Origin of the sequence: Bradyrhizobium daqingense (assembly GCF_021044685.1) — a bacterium.
Classification (GTDB): domain Bacteria; phylum Pseudomonadota; class Alphaproteobacteria; order Rhizobiales; family Xanthobacteraceae; genus Bradyrhizobium; species Bradyrhizobium daqingense.
Window position 1 is genome coordinate 5,027,028 of the sequence record NZ_CP088014.1, and the last position, 18,697, is coordinate 5,045,724.

The window sequence follows — 18,697 nt, forward strand, 5'->3', positions numbered from 1 at the left end:
CAAGTTCCAGCTTGAAAATCCGACAATTTGCATTCAAAAATGTAAAAAACAGAAAGGCGCGAGGAAATGGACCTTCAAGTCGAGGCAGAAGACCTCGTTTTTGAATGCACTGATGGCATCGGACGGATCACCTTCAACCGCCCGCAGGCGCGCAACGCCTTCACCTTCGCCATGTACGAACGGCTTGCCGCGATCTGCGAGGCGGCTAACCGCGACCAGTCGATCAAGGTGCTGGTGCTGCGCGGGGCAGGCGACAAGGCGTTCGCCTCGGGCACCGACATCAACCAGTTCCGCGAATTTAGGACGCCACAGGACGCGATCGACTACGAGAACCGCATCGATCGGGTGCTGACCACGCTGGAGCAGTGCCGGGTGCCGACGATCGCGGCGATCAACGGGTTCTGCACCGGAGGCGGGGCCGGCATCGCCGCGGCCTGCGATCTCCGCATCGGCACGCGCACTGCGAAGATTGGCTTTCCCATCGCCAGGACGCTCGGCAATTGCCTGTCGATGTCCAATGTCGGCCGTCTCACGGCGCTCATTGGCGCTGCGCGTGTGAAGGATCTGATCTTCACCGCGCGTCTCGTCGATGCCACGGAAGCGGCGAGCGTCGGGCTGCTCGGCGAGGTCGTCGAGGACATCGCCGCGCTGGACAAGCGGGCCGACGAGGTCGCCCGGCTGCTCGCGGGCCACGCGCCGCTGACTCTGAATGCGACCAAGCAGGCGGTTGCCCGCCTGCAACGACGGCTCACGGGCGACGAGGGCGAAGACCTCATCCTGATGTGCTACACGAGCCAGGATTTTCGCGAAGGGCTCGATGCTTTCCTCAACAAGCGCGCGCCGCAATGGCGCGGCCAATAGGACGGGCCGATGCAAAGTTCGCAATCCACCTCCCGCCGTTCCGGACCGCTCGCCGGCCTCAAGGTCATCGATCTCACCCATGTCATGGCCGGGCCGACCTGCACTCTGATGCTCGCCGACATGGGCGCCGACGTCATCAAGATCGAGAAATGGCCGAACGGCGACGACACCCGCCATTCGGTGCCGCCGAAGATCGGCGATGAAGCGGCCTCCTTCCTGATGATGAACCGCAACAAGCGCGGCATCGTGCTCGATCTGAAGACCGACGGCGGCAAAGAGGTGCTGCGGCGCCTGATCGCGAGCGCTGACGTGCTGGTCGAGAACTTTGCGCCCGGCGCGATGGAACGTCTTGGTTTCGGCTACGAGGCGCTGCACGCCGAATTCCCGGCGCTGATCTACTGCTCGCTGTCCGGCTTTGGTCGCACCGGCCCCTACAAGCATCGCCGTGGCTTCGATCTGGTCGCGCAGGCCATGAGCGGTATCATGAGCTTCACCGGCGAACGTCCCGACGGTCCGCCCGTCAAATGCGGTCCCCCGCTGTCCGACATCACCGCCGGCCTGCTCGCCAGCATGGGCATCCTCGCCGCCTATACCCATCGCCTCAAGACCGGCGAAGGGCAGTGGGTCGAGACCTCGCTCTATGAGGCCGCACTGGTGCAGACCTATTGGCAGTCGACCATCGCGCTCGCGGCCGGCACCGCGCCCCGCGCGATGGGGTCGGCGCATCCCCTCAACGCGCCGTACCAGGCCTTCGAGGCTTCGGACGGCTGGCTCGTCGTCGGTGGCGCCAACAAGAAGCACTGGCTGTTGATGCTGGAAGCGCTCGGCGCCAGCGAGCTCGCCGCCGATCCGCGGTTCGTCACGGGGGCCGATCGCATGGCGAATTTGAAGGAGCTCGAAGTGATCCTGAGCGAACGCTTCCGCACCAAATCCCGCGCGCACTGGCTCGCGGCATTGGATGAGAAGGGCGTGCCGTGCGGACCCGTGCACGACATGCTGGAGGCCCTCGGCGATCCCCAGACGCTGGCGCGCGAGATGGTGGTCGAGGTCGAGCACTCCACGCTCGGTCCCGTCAAGACGATCGGCCTTCCCATCAAGTTTTCGGAGACCCCGGGCAAAGTGCGATCGGGCGCTCCGGTTTATGGTGAGCACACCGACGAGGTGCTGGCCGAGCACGGGTTCGAGCCATCGCGAATTGAAGCGCTCGAGAAAGAAGGCGCGATCGTGCGGGCATCAGGCAGGGGCGAGGAACGCGTCGCCTGAATGGATTTCGACACGACAACGATAAAAGACAAAATCAGCTGGAGGAAATCATGGGTCGGACGTCAACACTTCTGCTTTCCGCAGCCGCAACCGTGCTCGCCGGCACGGTTCCGGCGCTTTGCGCCTGGCAGCCGCAAAAGCCGATCGAGTTCGTGGCCACGGCGGGGCCCGGCGGCGGCACCGACAACCTCGCCCGCGCGGTGCAGAACATCATCACCAAGCACAAGCTGACCGAGCAGCCCATCGTCGTCGTCAACAAGGGCGGCGGCAGCGGCGCGGAAGGTTACGTTTATGGCAAGGCTTCCGCCGGCGATCCCTACAAGGTGATCTTCGGCACTTCGAACGCCTGGCAGCAGCCGCTCGTCTCCAAGGTCGCCTTCAACTACACCGATCTCACTCCGATCGCGGCGATGGCGCAGGACGAGTTTTTGCTGTGGGTCAAGCAGGACGCGCCCTACAAGACGGCGGGCGACTATCTGAAAGCTGCCGCCGCAGGCGAGTTCAAGATGGGCGGCGCGCAGTCGAAGGACACCGATGAGGTCCTGACGCGCATGATCGAGAAGGCCGGCAAGATCAAGCTGACCTATATCCCGTTCAAGAGCGGCGCGGAGACTGCCGTCCAGCTTGCAGGCGGACACCTCGATTCCCACGTCAACAATCCCAGCGAGAGCCTCGGGCAATGGCGCGGCGGCACGCAGCGCCCGCTCTGTGTCTTCAGTCCGAAGCGTCTGCCGCAAGGCCCGAAGGTCACCGCAAGCGAAGGCTGGAGCGACGTTCCGACCTGCGTCGAGCAGGGCCTCGACATCAAGCAATATGAGCAGCCGCGTACCGTGTGGCTGCCCGGCAAGGTCACGCCGGATCAAGCCGCGTTTTATGTCGACCTGATGAAGAAGGTGCAGGCCACGCCCGAGTGGAAGGACTACATCGAGAGGACCTCCCAGGTCGACACCTTCCTGACCGGCGCCGAGCTCGACAAGTTCATCAAGGAGGACCTCGAGCACATCAGGCAGGTCGCGGGTGAGCAGGGCTGGCTTGTCAAGTGAGGCCGAGAATGGCCTTCGATCGCGCAGCCGACTGCAGCCCTGGTCCTCATCCTGAGGAGCCCGCCGGAGGCGGGCGTCTCGAAGGATGGCCGCGGATGCGATGTCGCCTGGAACCGTCCTTCGAGACGCGCGCCAAAGCGCGCTCCTCAGGACGAGGACTGTTTCGCTGGAGCCTTCCATGATCTCCCGTCGCGCCCTCGAACTCGCCACCGCCGTGCTCACCGGCAGCTTCGGTGCGGCCGTCATCGTCTCCAGCCTCGACAACGGTATCGGCTGGTCGAGCGCGGGCGTGGAAGCCGGCACGTTTCCGTTTCTGACCGGGATCATCGTCGTGGTCGGGAGCCTCTACAATCTGGTGCGCGGCGCGATGCCGGCGGCGACATTGGCCAACGTCCCGATCGCCATCACGTCGATCGAGCTGCGCCGGCTTGCGGGTCTGTTCGTGCCGGCTGCGCTCTTCGTGGCGGCGATCCCGCTGGTCGGGATGTACGTGGCATCAGCGCTCTACGTCTTTGCAGTGCTCGTCATCCCGCGGCATCAATCGGTCCCCCGCGCGCTGGCCATGGCGGGCGCGACGGCGCTTGCGCTCTACGTCGTGTTCGAGCGCATGTTCCAGGTCAGCTTGCCGCACGGCGCTCTCGACGCCGCGTTCGGGTTCTGACGGAGAGGCCGATGGATAATCTCTCGGAGCTCCTGCACGGCGTCACCATCGCGGTCACCATGCCGCATCTGGCCCTGATGGTGGTTGGCGTGCTGCTCGGCATTCTCGTCGGCGTGCTGCCGGGGCTGGGCGCGCCGAACGGGGTGTCGCTGCTCCTGCCGCTGACCTTCGGCATGCAGCCGGTGTCGGCGATCATCCTGCTCTCCAGCATGTATTGGGGTGCGCTATTCGGCGGCTCCGTCACCTCGATCCTGTTCAACATTCCCGGCGAGCCGTCGTCGGTCGCTACCACATTCGACGGTTATCCGATGGCGCGCGACGGCCGGCCGACCACGGCGCTCGCGACCGCGTTCGGCTCGGCGGCGATCGGGGCGCTGATCGGCGTCATCCTGATCACTTTCCTTGCGTCCTGGGTGGCCCAGGTCGCGCTCGCCTTTGGACCGGCAGAGTACTTTGCAGTCTATTTCCTCGCCTTTGCCAGCTTCGTCGGCATGGGCGGTTCGGCGCCGATCAAGACCATCGTGGCGCTGGCCATCGGCTTTGCGATCGCTGCGATCGGCATCGACACGGTGTCCGGCAGCGTCCGCCTCACCATGGGCGTCGATGAGCTGGTGAAGGGCGTGAGCTTCGTCGTCGCCGTCATGGGCCTGTTCGGCATCGGCGAGCTGCTGGTTGCGGTCGAAGAGGAGTTTCATGCCCGCGCGGTTTCCTCGAAGATCGATTGGCGCGAGGTGTTCCGCGCCGTCGGGCAGCTGCCCCGGCACGGCGTGGCTTTGCTGCGCAGTGCCGCGATTGGATGCTGGATGGGGATCACGCCGGGAGGCCCGACCGCGGCCTCCTTCATGAGCTACGGCATCGCGCGCCGCTTCTCGCGCCGCGGCCGATATTTCGGCACCGGCGAGGTCGAGGGCATCGTCTCGCCGGAGACGGCCGATCATGCCGCCGGCACCAGCGCGCTGTTGCCGATGCTGTCGCTCGGCATTCCCGGATCGGCCACCGCTGCGGTCATGATGGGCGGGCTGATGATCTGGGGTCTCAATCCCGGACCGATGCTGTTCGTCGACCAAAAGGATTTCGTCTGGGGCCTGATCGCCTCGATGTATGTCGGCAACATCGTCGCCGTGGTGCTGGTGCTGCTCACCGTGCCGGTCTTCGCCGCCCTGATGCGAATTCCCTTCGTGGTGATCGCGCCGCTGATCGTGATCATCTGCGTCGTCGGCGCCTATTCGGTCTCCAACTCCTATCTCGACGTGGTCATGATGCTCGGCTTCGGCGTCGTGGGCTATCTCTTCAAGAAGCTGTTCTATCCGCTGGCGCCGCTCGTCCTCGCGATCGTCATCGGTGACAAGGCCGAAGACGCGTTCCGGCAGTCGATGCTGATCTCGAAGGGCTCACTGGGGATCTTCTTTGCCAACAAGCTGGTGTCCTGCCTGATCGTGGCCGGCATCGCGCTGTTGCTGCTTCCGCTCGTGCTGCAGCTCGCGCGGCTCTGGCGCAAGCCCGCATCCACCGCGACTGACACGCCAGCCCATGAAAAGGTGATCCTATGACCGCAAAGCCGCTCATCGCATTGGCGATGGGAGATCCTGCCGGCATCAGTCCGGAGCTGGCGGCGAAGCTCGCAGTGCAAGACGACATCCGCGCGAGTTGTCGGCTGGTCGTCATCGGTGACCGCCGCATCTTCGACGAGGGCGCGCGCGTCGCCGGCGTCAAGCCGGACTTGACGATGGTGGAGCAGGGGACCGACCTCCGCGCAAGTCAGGGCGACGCGTTGTTCCTCGACCTCGGCCATCTCGATCTGAAAGAAGTCGAGCCGAAGACCGCGACGCTCGCCGGCGGCAAGTTCGCACTGGCAAACTACAGGCATGCGCTCGAGCTCGGCCGCGACGGGCACGTCCATGCCGTCTGCTTCACGCCGTTCAACAAGCAGGCGATGCGGCTTGCCCGCGCCGAGTACGACGACGAGATCGCGTTTTCGGCCGAAATTGTCGGTCTCAAGACCGCGGCGAGCGAGTTCAACGTGCTGGACCGGCTCTGGAACGCGCGGGTGACCTCGCATATCCCGCTCAGGGACGTCGCCGCAAAGCTGTCCGCCGAACGCATCCACCGTGCGCTCAAGCTGACCGATGCCTGCATGCGCAATGCCGGTTTCGCGCGCCCCCGCATCGCGGTCGCGGGACTCAATCCGCACGCCGGCGACGGCGGCAATTTCGGCCGCGAGGAGATCGACATCATCGCGCCCGTGGTCGCGGCCGGCCAGCGCGAGGGCATCGCCGCGGAGGGACCATTCCCCGCCGACACCGTGTTCCTGCGTGCCAAGGCCGGCGCCTTCGATGCGGTGCTGACGATGTATCACGACCAGGGCCAGATCGCTATGAAGCTGATGGGCTTCGATCGCGGCGTGACCTTGCTCGGCGGCTTCCCATTTCCGATCTGCACGCCCGCGCACGGCACGGCCTACGACATCGCGGGGCAGGGCATCGCATCGATCGGTGCCAGCCGCGCCGCGCTGCTGCTGGCTGCGGAGATGGCCGCGCGCAGGGCGGCCTGACGGCAGGCCGGCTCGTTCGGCGTTACTTCGCGACGATCAACGTGCGCACGGGAGTTCTTTTTCCGCGAGGCTGAACACGGAATGGGAGACCTTCAGGCTGTCGCGAGCCATTTTGCGAGTGGCGTGGCCCCGAGCCGCGCCTCGCCGAGCGGATTCAGCGATTGGTCGTCGATGAGAGCGCCGTAATAGGGTGCCTGCGGGTCTCCGATCACAGGCCGTGCGTCGCCGGACGCCTTCAGGCGCCGCGCGATGAATTCGTTGAAGGGAGCCTTCTCGGGGCCGGCGATGTCGATCGTGCCGTTGATCGGCTGCCCCGTTGCGACCTCCGCGAGGCGCTCGACGACGTCGTCCGCCGCGATCGGCTGAAACAATGCGGAGGGAACGACAATCTTCCCCTCGCGCGCTCCGGTCTCGGCGATGGCGCCGAGGAATTCGAAGAACTGAGTGGCGCGCACGATCGAATAGGGGATTGAGGCGGACTTGATGACGGCCTCCTGGGCAAGTTTGGCACGGAAATAGCCGTTGTCTGGCGAGCGGTCGGTGCCGACGATCGAGAGCGCCACATGATGCTTCACGGCCGCAGCGGCCTCTGCCGTGACGAGATTCTTGCTCGAACGCTGGAAGAAATCGAACACGGCGGCCGGCTCCCAGGACGGCGCATTGGCGACGTCAACGACCACCTCCGCGCCGGTCAGGACCGCTGCGAGGCCTTCGCCAGTCACCGCGTTCACGCCTGATCTTGGCGAGGCCGCCACGGCCTCGTGGCCCTGCTGCTTGAGCTTCGCCACGAGCTTGGATCCGATCAGCCCGGTTCCACCAATCACGACGATCTTCATGGCAGGTCTCCTTGGTATTGCCGAGCGCGAGATGATCAGGATGACCGGCCTGACGCTCTCACGTCGGAGGGCGTGACGCGAGGGGCATCCTAGGCCAGATATGGTCGGAGCTCTTGCCCAGAACGGGCCAGACTTGCACAAATCTGCTCAAGAGCCGGCGTTGCAGCGCAAATCTTCTCGTCAAATCTCAATCCGGAGCTGCTGACCGCGCCCGCTCACAGTTCGGAGGTCAGCTGCGCCACCTGTTCGCGCAACCAGGTGTGAGCCGGATCGTGATCGTAGGATGCGTGCCAGAGCAAAGACACCGTGACCTCACGTAGCTCTACGGGGAGGGGGCTGAGGCTCAGTCCCAGCTCGGCGGCGAAGCGGCGAGCAAGCCGCGACTGTATCGTGACGATGACGGGCGCCTGCGCGACCAGTGACGGCACTGTGAGGAAGCGCGGCGTGGTCAGGGCGACGGAACGGCGCAATCCAAGCTTCTCCAGCGCATCATCGACAATGCCGCGCGGGTTGCGCGCGGGCCTCAGGCTGGTCAGCACATGGGGCAGCCGCACATAGTCGTCGAGCGAGATCGGAGGCGTAATGCCGGTCTTCTCGGCATTGAACATGCACTGATAGCTCTCGGTGAACAACTTGCGACGCTTGTGGTGGAGCTGCCCGTGCTGGAAGGCGTCGTAGCCGATTGCGAGGTCCATCTCGTCGGCATCGAGCTCATCGAGCAGGCGCGAGGCGTCGAAATTGTAGAGCCGCAGGTGAATGCCGGGCGCGACATTGCGCATGCGCGCCAGGAGGGCCGGCATGATCAGGACCTCCATGCTGTCCGGCAATCCGAACCTGAACGTTCGCACCGCCGTCGCCGGATCGAAGGCTTGCTCGCGCAGCACCAGCGCTTCGATCTGAGCCAGCATGGATTGGACCGGCTCGAGCAACGTCACCGCGCGCGGCGTGAGACGCATGCCTTCAGCCCCACGCGTCAGCAACTCATCGCCGAACAGCTCTCGCAAGCGCGCCAGATTGTGGCTCATCGCGGATTGGCCGATGCCGACGCGGGCGGCGGCTCGCGTGACGCTCCGCTCACTGAGCAGCGCACCGAGATGTACGAGGAGATTCAGGTCGATACGACCAAGATTGACAGCATCGATATGCATCATCGACCCCATCTGTTTGATCAATGATCATAGCCTGCCCATGTCCTGCGGCAAGAGAGTCGGCGGGCACCGCGCTCGCTGTCCAAGCCAACGGAGCATCCTATGTCGATCCGCAGCACACTGCTCGCAACCGCCTGCACCATCATGACTTTGGGAGCCGCTCACGCCGGCGGCCTGAAGCCGATCGAGGGGCGGAGCATTCGTCTCGGCGATATCTCAGGCGTCGCCTATTACACCGTCGAGCCCGCTGGATTCCGAGTCGTCACCACCCTCGCGCAGGGCGAAGCAGGGGTGCCGGTCCGCTTTGTTTCGGTTCTGGCGCCCGGTCAGCGCGTGGTTCTTTCCACCCCGATGGAGGCAACGGCGCTGGAAATCAGTCGGACCGGCGACAACTTGCTCATCCACACCGCGAAACCAGTCGTCAACTGAATTCCGGGAGCCAACGATGTCCACGATCCATCTGCATCGAACCACCGCCTTGACTCCCCAGCAGTATATTGCCGGGCTCACCGACTTTAGGCCCGGCCGCTCTAATGTGTTTGGCAACAGCGCCGACGAATATCTCCAATTGCACCATCTTGGCCCGACGCGTGCCGACGTGACGGAAGGCTCGCGCGGCGTCTGGGAGCGACTGCACTACGACTGGTCCAACCCCAACCGCGTCGTGCTGACGACGACGGATTCCAATGTGTGGGGAGGCGCGTCGGGCCATACCTACACGTTCCGGCGGAGGCGCGACGGGGCGACCGATATCGATGTCGTCGTCGTGCGCGAAGGCAAGAACCTGAAGGGCTGGATCCTCAGCCTTGTGCTCGGGACCATGGGCCGAAGCGTGCTGGAAAGAGCGTTTGAGAACTCCGTTCAGGCGATCGAGAGCCGGAATCCGGTTTCCGATGAGTTCGAAAGGGTTGCTGTTTAGTCAAAAAGCCCGACCGAATTGCACCGAATGCAATGTCTCGGTTGGCGCGGGGCAGACCGCACACCACTGTCAACGTGACTATGCGGGCGTCGGGCAGCGTCTTAATAATCCGGAACTGATTGCCATGAGCCATCCTTCGTCATTCTTGGATCGGCATGCCGCACTCGTCTTTTCGATCAGGACGTTTGCGGCGGCCATGCTGGCATTTTCGATCGCGCTGTGGCTTGGGATGCCGCGACCCTATTGGGCGATGGCCACTGTCTACATCACGTCGAACCGGCTCAGCGGGGCGACTTGGTCGAAAGCGGCCTACCGCATGCTGGGAACACTGATCGGTGCGGCAGGCACAATCGCGCTGATCCCCAATCTCGTGAATGCCCCTGAGCTCCTCAGCCTCGCCATCGCGCTCTGGGTTGGGTTCTGCCTCTACCTGTCGCTGATCGACGGAACGCCGCGAAGCTACATGTTCATGCTGGCGGGCTACACTGTGGCGCTCTTGGGCTTTCCCGTGCTCTCCACCCCAGAACTCACCTTCGATCTGGTGTCGGCCCGCGTCCAGGAGATCATGCTCGGCATTGTCTGCGCGAGCACCGTCTCGATGCTGGTGCTGCCGCGGAGCGTCGCCTCCGCGATTGCGAAACAGGCGGACGCCTGGCTTGGCGAAGCGCGTCAGCTCGGGGCGGATGTCCTGACCGGGCGGGGCAGCGACGATAAGCGAGATGACGAGCGCATCCGGCTGGCCGCCGTCGCCAGCGAAATCGACCAGCTTTGCCGGCATCTCGATTACGAGACCAACACATCAACCACCATCACGCGGGGCCTTCAGCGCCTGCGACAACACATGCTGGCGCTGCTCCCGCTGCTTGCATCGATTGAGGACCAGAGACATGACCTCGACGCTCACCAGGCATTGACCCGGCACATCGCCGAAATCAGTGCGAAAGCCGCACGCTGGCTCGCCGCCGAAGGCGACGATGATCGGGAAGCCGATGCCTTGCGGTTTATGCTGGACGGCGTCCAGCCGCCGATTGACGCGGCCGCCGGCTGGACCGAAATCATGACCGCCGGCTTTGTGATTCACATTCGCCAGCTCATTGACGTCGCGCAGGATTGCCGGGTGTTGAGCGCGGCGATCGCCGAGGGGCGCGATCCGGACGCGCTTCTGCTTGCCTTCACGGCGGACGCCATGAGCCCGGCTATGCTTCACCGCGATCACGGGCTGGCGCTGTGGACTGCCGCGGCAACGGCATTGTCGGTCCTCGCCTGCTGCGCGGTCTGGATCGCCACGGGCTGGACCGACGGCGCCTCCGCGCCAATTTATGCAGCCGTGGTCGGCTCGCTTTTCGCGGGCGTCGATGAGCCTCTTCCGACCTTCCGGAAGCTTTATCGGGCATTCCTCGTCGTGATTGCGGTCAACGGGATCTACACATTTGGCCTCCTGCCGCGGATCACAACACTCGAACTGGTGGTCGCCGCGTTGATGCCAACTTTTGTGCTGTTCGGCTGGATGGCGGCACGGCGCGCTACGGCAGGCATAGGTTCGCTGCTGGTTACCTTCACTGCGGTGCAATTAGCGTTGGAATCCTCTTATGCCGCCGACTTCGCTTCTTTTGCCAACGCGAATGTGGCGCTGATGGTTGGCGTCGGGCTGACCGGTGTCGTCTTGAGCATTGTGCGCCCATTCGGTGCGGAATGGATCGCAAATCGGTTGCTCCGCAGCAATTGGTCGACGCTTGCCGAAATCGCCGAGAGCAGGAGGCCGCTGGATCGTGTTGCGATTGCGAGCCTCATGCAGCATCGCCTCGCTCTTCTTGCCTCCCGCATTGCCGTGGTCCCTGCCGCGGCCCGAAGGGACATCGCCAATCTTCGCCAATTGCGAGCCGCCCTGAGCGTCAACGAGCTGCGCAAGGCGAGCCTGGGGCGTCCAGCGGCCGCTGCGGTCAACGAGTTGCTGGTGCGCCTTGCCATGGCTTGCCGGGTTCACATCGGAGCACGTCTTCCAGATCAGCTGCTCGCGCAGCTCGACAACACGATTACATCGGCGTTGCGGGAGCGAGTGAGTGAAGGCTGGAACGAGACGCTTTACAGCCTCGCCGGTATCCGCACCGGGCTGTTTCCCGGAGCCGCGCCGTATCGGCCAGATGAGCCGGGGCAAGGGAGGGTTGCCGCATGAAGTACGAACTGGATCTGTTTGGTGTGATCGTTCCGAGCCTGCTGCTGTGGTGCGTCGTGGCCTATGTGCTGGCGCGCATCATCAGCAAGGCATTGGCGTGGGCCGGCCTGTATCGCCACGTCTGGCATGCCGCGCTGTTCGACTTTTCGCTCTACGTCTCTCTGGTGGCTGGGTTCGTGCTCGTTTCGAAGGAGCTTGTATCATGAAAGCTGCTCTCAATTGGTTGCGTCGGTTCTCGCTCACCGCCGCCATGGTTCTCGTCGCACTTTGGTCCGGCTACAAGTTGTGGGACTATTATATGCAGGAACCGTGGACGCGGGACGGCCACGTGCGGGCCGACGTCGTCCCCGTTGCCCCCGATGTCTCGGGCTTCGTTACCGAGGTGCTCGTCAGGGACAACCAGCAGGTCCGCCGTGGGGATGTGCTGTTCCGGATCGATCGCGCCCGGTATGACATTGCGCAGAAGCAGGCCGAGGCGGCGGTGCTCGGCAAGCGCGCTGCGCTTGACGAGGCCAATGCCGATCTCAAGCGCTACAGCGCGCTCACGCCGGATGTAACGGTCTCTAAGCAGAGGATTGATCAGGTCGTCGCGACTCAGGGCTCGGCGCAGGCCGCCTACGACGGGGCCGTCGCGGACCTCAGCCTCGCCAGACTCAATCTCGAGCGCAGCGAGGTGCGGGCCTCAGTCAACGGTGCCGTCACCAACATGGAGCTGCGTCCCGGCACCTATCTCGCGGCAGGCAGAGGCGTGATGGCATTGCTCGATTCAGACACGCTTCGCGTTGAGGGCTATTTCGAGGAAACCAAACTGCCGCGCATTCACCTCGACGATGCCGTCAACGTGCGGCTGCTCGGCAGCGACCATATGTTGCGAGGACGAGTGGAGGGCATTGCCGCCGGCATTGAAGATCGCGACCGCAGCTCCGGCGCGACGCTGCTTGCCAACGTCAATCCGACATTCAACTGGGTGCGGCTGGCGCAGCGTATTCCGGTTCGTGTCGCGCTCGACGGTCCAGAGCGCAACGAACTCGTGGCTGGAGCCACCGCAACGGTCGAGGTGCTCGGGTCGAAGCCGATGACCGGGCCGGCCGACGCGCAGACGAGCAGCATCGCGCAGGGGCTTGCATGCCGGGCTGTGCGGATCACAGTGGGGGCATCATCCCTGTGCGGCTGAGGCTTGCCGGGGAGCTAAATTGCACCGAGGTCAATGTTTCGAGTGAACCGCTGCAGCTCTCGGATCTATGTGACAGGAATCGAGTCTTGCGCTGCGACCGGCGTGATGGTCGTGGAGACGAACCATGGATTTGACGGTCACGACAGTCCTCATCGCCTTCTTGGGCGTGTTCTTGATCTGCTTCATGAAGGGCGCCTTCGGCGGCGGATTTTCCATCGTGGGGATTCCGCTGCTGTCTTTCGTGATGGACCCGGTCACCGCCGGGGGCCTGCTCGCGCCATTGTTCATCGCAATGGACCTGTTCGCGCTCCGCTATTGGAAGCCGTCGACATGGTCGAAGCCGGATCTGGCGCTGCTGCTGCCTGGGCTCCTGGTCGGAATCGGGCTTGGCTATGTCCTGTTCCGGGTGCTCGACCATCGTGCCGTCGCGATTGTGATGGCGCTCGTCACCCTGATCTTCGTCGGTCTGTGGCTTGTGAGCGATCCGAAGGTGATCATCCGTCCGCGCTCAAAGCCCAAGGCGATCGCTGCGGGCCTTGCCTCGGGTGTCACGACCATGGTCGCTCATTCAGGCGGACCGCCGCTAGCGATGTATCTGTTGCCGCTCGGCCTCAGCAAGGAAGTCTATGCGGGAACGACGAGCCTGTTCTTCACGGTCGGCAATGCGACCAAGGCGCTGCCATGGCTGCTGCTGGTGCGACCGGCAGGCAACGTCTGGATTGTGATGGCGATATGCCTCCTGGCCATTCCCTCGGGCGTCTGGCTCGGATGGCGGCTGCACGGACGGCTTGACCAGCAGCAAATCTATCGGGCCTGCTATGGGTTACTCGTTGTCACCGCGCTGAAGTTACTGTGGGACGGAGTGTGTGGCTATCTTGCGTAAGGAGGCGATGTCGCGTCACGCCCCGCAGACGATCACGCCATACCATCCGAGCCCGCGATAGGTCTCGTAGCCTGGCGTGGCATGGAAGGCGATCAGCGAACCATTGCGCTCGTGATAGAAGCCGGAGCGCTGCCCGTTCAGCGACAGCGAAATGCGCTCGCTGAGAATGCCCTGGCCGTCGGATGCCGCGATGACACGAAAATTCGAATCGACCAGCAGGACGCGGGCCTTGTCGCCGTCGCCGACGCGCACGCCCTGCACGATGGCGCGGGCCTGCGGCTCCCAGTCGAAATGGATCGCGAGCACGCCGATCGGCGCGCCGTTGGCCTGGCCGCCGGCACGGACGCTGGCGCAATAGGTCGCGACCTGTGCGTTGCCGAGCAGGGGCTGGTTCTCGACGTCACCGGCGACATAGTCGTCGCCGGAGCGCAAGGAATGCGCCTCGCGAAACCATTTGGTGTGCGCGACGTTCTGGCCGACGACGCGGAAGCGGTCGCCCCGGCCGTTGGCGATGACGTTGCCGTCGAGGTCGCAGAGCCAGAGGTCGAGATAGACGGTGTAGGCCCCCAAAATCACGCCGAGGCGCTGCGAGGCATGGTTGACGGCCGCCGCGGTGGGCGAAGCCGCACAATCGACCACGGCGGAATCGGTCGCCCACCAGCGCACGTCGCAGGTGCGCTCATAGAGGTTGCGGTCGATCAGTTCGATGGCGTTGAGCGACAGATCGACCATGCGCTCGCCACGCGAGCGCTGGCTCATGCGGTCGATCGAGGCGACGAGATCGCCGGTGCGCTTCGTCAGCTGAGTCTCGAGCTCGCGTGCGATGGTCTCGACCTGCTGGCCGACGCCGCGGACCTCCTGCGCCACCACCGCGAAGCCCGCGCCCTGCGCGCCGGCGCGCGAGCTCTCGATCAGCGCATTCAGCGCCAACATCTTCATCTGGTTGGTGATCTGCTGGATCGCCTTGGTCTTGTCGACTGCGATCTGATTGACCTCCGCAGTAAGGCGGTTGATCAGCGCGGAGATGTCGGAATCATCGTCGGCGGGTTCGGTAGCGATCGGCTTAGCTTTCAGACCCAGCGCAGCAGACATCGGGGATTTCCCTTGGCAATGAGGTCTGATCTGCAACGAACCCGGAACAACAAATTACAGATCGAATAAGAATCTTTTTCGAAGATTCCGCCTAACGCCCGCTTAATTTGCTGTTTTGCGGAGTGCCTAAATGATAGTCACTCGGCGCAGCAAAGCGGCAATCCACCACTTTATGCAGCGGAGACATTGCTTATCTCTGGGGATTCCGGGTCAATCGCTCCGTCGGCCGACTTGCCGCCGCGCTTCCGGGTTCCTCCAGCCAATCACCATTCATGACGCCGCCCGCCACTGCCTTGCCCGTCGAAGCGCCCCAGGCGTTCCTGGGGGTGACGCGCTCGCTCACCGACAAGCTGTGGCGCGACCGGCTCGATGCCCGCGGGGCGGCGAAGGCGCTCGCCATCGTGCAGCGGCACCAATTGCCGGAGCTGCTGGCGCGGGTGCTGGCGGGCCGCGGCGTCGACATCGACACCGTGCCGGACTTCCTTGATCCGACCATCCGGAAGCTGTTGCCGGACCCGTTCACGGTGACGGAGATGGAAGCTGCCGCCCAGCGGATCGCCGATGCCGCGACCCGGGGCGAGAAGGTTGCGATCTTCGGCGATTACGACGTCGACGGCGCGACCTCGGCTGCGCTGCTCGCCTGGCACCTGCGCCATTGCGGGCTCGATCCCCTGATCCACATTCCCGATCGCATCTTCGAGGGCTACGGCCCCAACACGGAAGCGGTGCGCGCGCTGGCTGCAAAGGGCGCCACGCTGCTGATCACCGTCGATTGCGGCACCACCAGCATCGAGCCACTGGCCGAGGCCAAGCGCCTCGGCATGTCCGTGGTCGTGATCGACCATCACCAATGCGGCCTCGATCTCCCCGAGGTCGATGCGCTGGTCAATCCGAACCGGCCCGACGATCTCTCGGGCCTCGGCCATCTTGCGGCGGTCGGTCTCGTGCTCGTGACGCTGGTTGCCGTCAACCGCGAGCTGCGCCAGCGCGGTTTCTGGAGCAGCGAGATGCCCGAGCCCGATCTGCTCGGCATGCTGCATCACGTCGCGCTCGGCACCGTCGCCGACGTCGCCCCGCTGATCGGTCTCAACCGCGCATTCGTCGCAAAAGGGCTGATCGCGATGCGGCGACGCGACCATGTCGGGCATACCGCACTGATGGACGTGGCGCGGCTCAACGGCCCGCCGGAGGCCTGGCATCTCGGCTTCATGCTGGGGCCGCGCGTCAATGCCGGCGGCCGTATCGGCCGGGCCGATCTCGGCGTGCGGCTGCTGCTCGAAGGCGACAGCGTCGAGGCAGCGCGGATCGCCGCCGAGCTCGACCGCCTCAACAACGAGCGCCGCGTCATCGAGCAGGCGGCGGAAGCGCAAGCCGAAGCCGAGGCGCTCGCCTCGATCGGGCTGGAGGACAAGCTCGGCGTGATCGTGACGGCGTCAGAGGGATGGCATCCCGGCGTGGTCGGCCTCGTTGCCTCCCGCTTGAAGGAGAAGTTTTCGCGGCCGGCTTTTGCCATCGCACTGGAGCCCGGCGGCATCGGCACCGGATCGGGCCGCTCGATCGCCGGCGTCGATCTCGGCAAGGCCGTACGCCAGGCGGTCGCTGACGGCATTCTGCTCAAGGGCGGCGGCCATGCGATGGCCGCGGGCGTGACGTTGCGGAAAGAGAAGCTTGCCGAATTCCGTGCCTATATCGAGCAGGCTCTGGCGCGCGACGTTGCTGAAGCCCGCCACGTCAACGAGCTCTATGTCGACGGCGCGGTTTCTGCACGCGCGGTGACGCCAGAGCTTGCGGCCACCCTCAACCGCGCCGGTCCGTTCGGGAGCGGCAATCCCGAGCCGGTGCTGGCCTTGCCGGCGCATCAGCTCGTCCATGCTGACGAGGTCGGGCAGGCGCATCTGCGCCTGCGGTTCAAGTCGGGCGATGGCGCCATCGTCAACGGCATCGCGTTCCGCTCCGTCGGGCAGAAGCTCGGCAATGCGCTGCTGGCCAATCGTGGTCAGCAATTGCACGTCGCGGGATCATTGTCGGTCGATCGCTACCAGGGCGTCGAGCGCGTGCAATTCCGTGTCGTCGACATCGCGTTACCGGACCAGGGGCCATCCGTGATTAGATAGCGGCGGGTTCAAACAATAAGAAGGGGAGTGAACATGGCAGGGCAGGTTGAGGGCAAGGTCGCATTGGTGACGGGCGGCGCTTCGGGCATTGGCGAGGCCATCGTCGAGCTGTTCGCGCGCGAGGGCGCTACCGTCATTGCCACCGACATCGACGAGTTGCGCGGCCCAGAATTGGCCCAGCGCATTACCAAGGCCGGCGGCAAGGCGATCTTCCTGAAGCAGGACGTCACCAGCGAGGAGCGCTGGATCGAGATCGTCGCCGAGATCGCCAAGCGCTACGGCCGACTCGACATCATGGTCTCCAACGCCGGCATTGGTATCGCCGTGCCCTCGATCGTCGATATGACGCTGGGTGATTGGCGCAAGCAGAATGCGATCAACCTCGACGGCGTGTTCCTCTCGGTCAAGCATTGCCTGCCCCTGATGCGCAAGACCGGCGGCGGCTCGATCGTGATGATGTCCTCGCTGGCGGGCTTGCGCGGCGCCCCCGGGCTGTCCGCCTACTCGGCGACCAAGGGTGGCGTGCGGCTGTTCGCCAAATCGATCGCGATGGAATGCGCGGCCGCCGGCGACGGCATCCGCGTCAACTCCGTGCATCCCGGCATCATCGACACGCCGATCTGGGGCAAGATTCCGACCGGCGCGACCGGTGCGGGCCAGAACGCGCCGATCGATCCCGAGGAGCGTGCCAAGATCGCCACGCCGCTCGGCCGCGCTGGCCAGGCTGCGGAGATCGCCTCCGGCGTGCTGTATCTGGCCTCCGATGCCTCGCGTTACGTCACCGGCAGCGAGCTCGTCATCGACGGCGGCATGAACGCCGGGGGCGTGCCGCGGCGCGCATGAGCTGCGCAGGGCAGGGTGGCGACCACAGGGGCTGACGCGCAGGCGCCAGCCCTGTACAACACGGGCAGCTTCCTTCCGACAGAGGTCCTTCGCCATGGCGCACAGCCTTCACGCGTCCTCGCCCGCGCCGCATCGTTCGAACCGGCCGGATCTCGCCACAGACGCGATCCGTACCGCGCGCGAGGATCTTGCCGCCTGTTTCCGCATGGCCGCGCGCAACGGTTTCGAGGAAGGCATCTGCAATCACTTTTCGGCCGTGGTACCCGGGCATGACGATCTCTTCCTGGTCAACCCCTACGGCTACGCGTTCCGCGAGCTGACCGCCTCGAAGCTCTTGATCTGCGATTTCCACGGCAACGTGCTCGACGGCGAGGGCGTGCCCGAAGCGACCGCCTTCTACATCCATGCCGAGATGCACAAGCGCCTGCCGCGGGCCAAGGTCGCTTTTCACACCCATATGCCCTACGCCACGGCGCTGTCGATGACGGAGGGCGAGCCACTGATCTGGGCCGGCCAGACCGCGCTGAAATTCTACGGCCGCACGGCCGTCGACCGCGACTATAACGGCCTCGCACTCGACAACCGCGAAGGCGCGCGCATTGCGTCCGCCGTCGGCGATGCCGACATCGTCTTCATGAAGCATCACGGCGTGATGGTGTTGGCGCCGACCATCGCGGAAGCCTGGGACGATCTCTATTATCTCGAGCGCGCCGCCGAGGTGCAGGTGCTCGCGATGTCGACGGGGCGGAAGGTCCTGCCTGTCGATCCCGCTGTTGCGGCCGAAACCTACCGGCAGATGCGCGAAGGCGATTCCGAATCCGCGCGGCTGCATCTGGCCGCGATCCGCAGGCAGCTGGATGCGGAAGAGCCGCAGTACCGGCACTAGTCTTGCGACGGCCGTCGTAGCAGCGCAATCCGGGATTGGATCGCGATTGACGCCCCGGATTACGCTGCTCCATCCGGGCTACGGGCCAAAGCAAGCCCTACGAAGTCGTCCGTGAAGAAGGACTAAGCCACTGATCGGGAATCTCGATTTGGGCTAAGGGGCATTTCCAGATTGCAAGGTTTTGATGCTTTGGGCGTCAGAACCTTGCGATTTGGTTTTCGTGGATTCCCTCGAAGCGGGAAGCATGATT

At 64.6% G+C, this 18,697-nt stretch carries 18 protein-coding genes; 15 read left to right on the forward strand and 3 right to left on the reverse strand.

All coding sequences use genetic code 11. The features are described from left to right. Positions 1-66 precede the first annotated feature (66 nt). The 6 genes from LPJ38_RS23715 (at position 67) to LPJ38_RS23740 (ending at position 6,379) form a co-directional block, all read left to right on the forward strand. A complete protein-coding gene (locus LPJ38_RS23715) occupies positions 67-861 on the forward strand; it encodes an enoyl-CoA hydratase/isomerase family protein (RefSeq protein ID WP_145630961.1) in 795 nt (264 codons plus the stop codon). Between the two features lie 9 nt (positions 862-870). Then, positions 871-2,124 (forward strand): CaiB/BaiF CoA transferase family protein, encoded by a 1,254-nt coding sequence (locus tag LPJ38_RS23720; RefSeq protein WP_145630954.1) that lies wholly within the window; start codon positions 871-873, stop codon positions 2,122-2,124. Between the two features lie 50 nt (positions 2,125-2,174). Then, positions 2,175-3,167 carry a Bug family tripartite tricarboxylate transporter substrate binding protein gene (locus LPJ38_RS23725; RefSeq protein ID WP_145630952.1) on the forward strand — a complete coding sequence of 331 codons (993 nt, stop codon included), beginning with the start codon at positions 2,175-2,177 and terminating at the stop codon, positions 3,165-3,167. A 178-nt stretch (positions 3,168-3,345) separates the two neighbouring features. Next, the gene (locus tag LPJ38_RS23730; protein WP_145630950.1) at positions 3,346-3,828 is read left to right on the forward strand and encodes a tripartite tricarboxylate transporter TctB family protein; all 483 of its coding nucleotides are present in this window, start codon (positions 3,346-3,348) and stop codon (positions 3,826-3,828) included. An 11-nt stretch (positions 3,829-3,839) separates the two neighbouring features. Further along, entirely contained in the window at positions 3,840-5,378 is a 1,539-nt protein-coding gene (locus tag LPJ38_RS23735; RefSeq protein ID WP_145630948.1) for a tripartite tricarboxylate transporter permease, read from the forward strand. Beyond that, a complete protein-coding gene (locus tag LPJ38_RS23740; protein ID WP_145630946.1) occupies positions 5,375-6,379 on the forward strand; it encodes a 4-hydroxythreonine-4-phosphate dehydrogenase PdxA in 1,005 nt (334 codons plus the stop codon). Before LPJ38_RS23735 ends, LPJ38_RS23740 begins: the two co-directional genes overlap by 4 nt. A gap of 92 nt (positions 6,380-6,471) precedes the next feature. Here the strand turns inward: LPJ38_RS23740 and LPJ38_RS23745 are convergent, their stop codons facing one another. Both LPJ38_RS23745 and LPJ38_RS23750 read right to left on the reverse strand, forming a co-directional pair. Then, complete coding sequence (locus LPJ38_RS23745; RefSeq protein ID WP_145630945.1) at positions 6,472-7,215, reverse strand: SDR family oxidoreductase; 744 nt, start codon at positions 7,213-7,215, stop codon at positions 6,472-6,474. A gap of 215 nt (positions 7,216-7,430) precedes the next feature. Next, a complete protein-coding gene (locus LPJ38_RS23750) occupies positions 7,431-8,363 on the reverse strand; it encodes a LysR family transcriptional regulator (RefSeq protein WP_145632479.1) in 933 nt (310 codons plus the stop codon). A gap of 102 nt (positions 8,364-8,465) precedes the next feature. Between LPJ38_RS23750 and LPJ38_RS23755 the strand changes: the two genes are divergently transcribed. From LPJ38_RS23755 to LPJ38_RS23780, 6 genes are all read left to right on the forward strand, one after another. Beyond that, positions 8,466-8,792 (forward strand): hypothetical protein, encoded by a 327-nt coding sequence (locus tag LPJ38_RS23755; protein WP_145630944.1) that lies wholly within the window; start codon positions 8,466-8,468, stop codon positions 8,790-8,792. Positions 8,793-8,808: 16 nt separating this feature from the next. Beyond that, positions 8,809-9,282 carry a hypothetical protein gene (locus LPJ38_RS23760; RefSeq protein WP_145630943.1) on the forward strand — a complete coding sequence of 158 codons (474 nt, stop codon included), beginning with the start codon at positions 8,809-8,811 and terminating at the stop codon, positions 9,280-9,282. Next, positions 9,257-11,455 carry an FUSC family protein gene (locus LPJ38_RS23765; protein WP_231088385.1) on the forward strand — a complete coding sequence of 733 codons (2,199 nt, stop codon included), beginning with the start codon at positions 9,257-9,259 and terminating at the stop codon, positions 11,453-11,455. The genes LPJ38_RS23760 and LPJ38_RS23765 overlap by 26 nt, the downstream gene beginning before the upstream one ends. Further along, entirely contained in the window at positions 11,452-11,661 is a 210-nt protein-coding gene (locus LPJ38_RS23770) for a DUF1656 domain-containing protein (RefSeq protein ID WP_145630942.1), read from the forward strand. Before LPJ38_RS23765 ends, LPJ38_RS23770 begins: the two co-directional genes overlap by 4 nt. After that, positions 11,658-12,629 carry an efflux RND transporter periplasmic adaptor subunit gene (locus LPJ38_RS23775; protein WP_145630941.1) on the forward strand — a complete coding sequence of 324 codons (972 nt, stop codon included), beginning with the start codon at positions 11,658-11,660 and terminating at the stop codon, positions 12,627-12,629. Before LPJ38_RS23770 ends, LPJ38_RS23775 begins: the two co-directional genes overlap by 4 nt. A 124-nt stretch (positions 12,630-12,753) precedes the next feature. Continuing rightward, positions 12,754-13,512: a sulfite exporter TauE/SafE family protein gene (locus tag LPJ38_RS23780; protein ID WP_145630940.1), complete on the forward strand. Its 759-nt coding sequence runs from the start codon at positions 12,754-12,756 to the stop codon at positions 13,510-13,512. Between the two features lie 15 nt (positions 13,513-13,527). Here LPJ38_RS23780 and LPJ38_RS23785 read toward each other — a convergent pair whose 3' ends face one another. Beyond that, the gene (locus tag LPJ38_RS23785; protein ID WP_145630939.1) at positions 13,528-14,604 is read right to left on the reverse strand and encodes a methyl-accepting chemotaxis protein; all 1,077 of its coding nucleotides are present in this window, start codon (positions 14,602-14,604) and stop codon (positions 13,528-13,530) included. Between the two features lie 272 nt (positions 14,605-14,876). Between LPJ38_RS23785 and recJ the strand changes: the two genes are divergently transcribed. The 3 genes from recJ (at position 14,877) to LPJ38_RS23800 (ending at position 18,447) form a co-directional block, all read left to right on the forward strand. Continuing rightward, complete coding sequence (recJ, locus tag LPJ38_RS23790) at positions 14,877-16,718, forward strand: single-stranded-DNA-specific exonuclease RecJ (protein ID WP_145630938.1); 1,842 nt, start codon at positions 14,877-14,879, stop codon at positions 16,716-16,718. 33 nt (positions 16,719-16,751) lie between these two features. Next, positions 16,752-17,561: an SDR family NAD(P)-dependent oxidoreductase gene (locus LPJ38_RS23795; RefSeq protein WP_167520409.1), complete on the forward strand. Its 810-nt coding sequence runs from the start codon at positions 16,752-16,754 to the stop codon at positions 17,559-17,561. Positions 17,562-17,655: 94 nt separating this feature from the next. Further along, positions 17,656-18,447, forward strand: coding sequence for an aldolase (locus LPJ38_RS23800; RefSeq protein WP_145630936.1), 792 nt, complete (start codon positions 17,656-17,658; stop codon positions 18,445-18,447). Positions 18,448-18,697 lie beyond the last annotated feature (250 nt).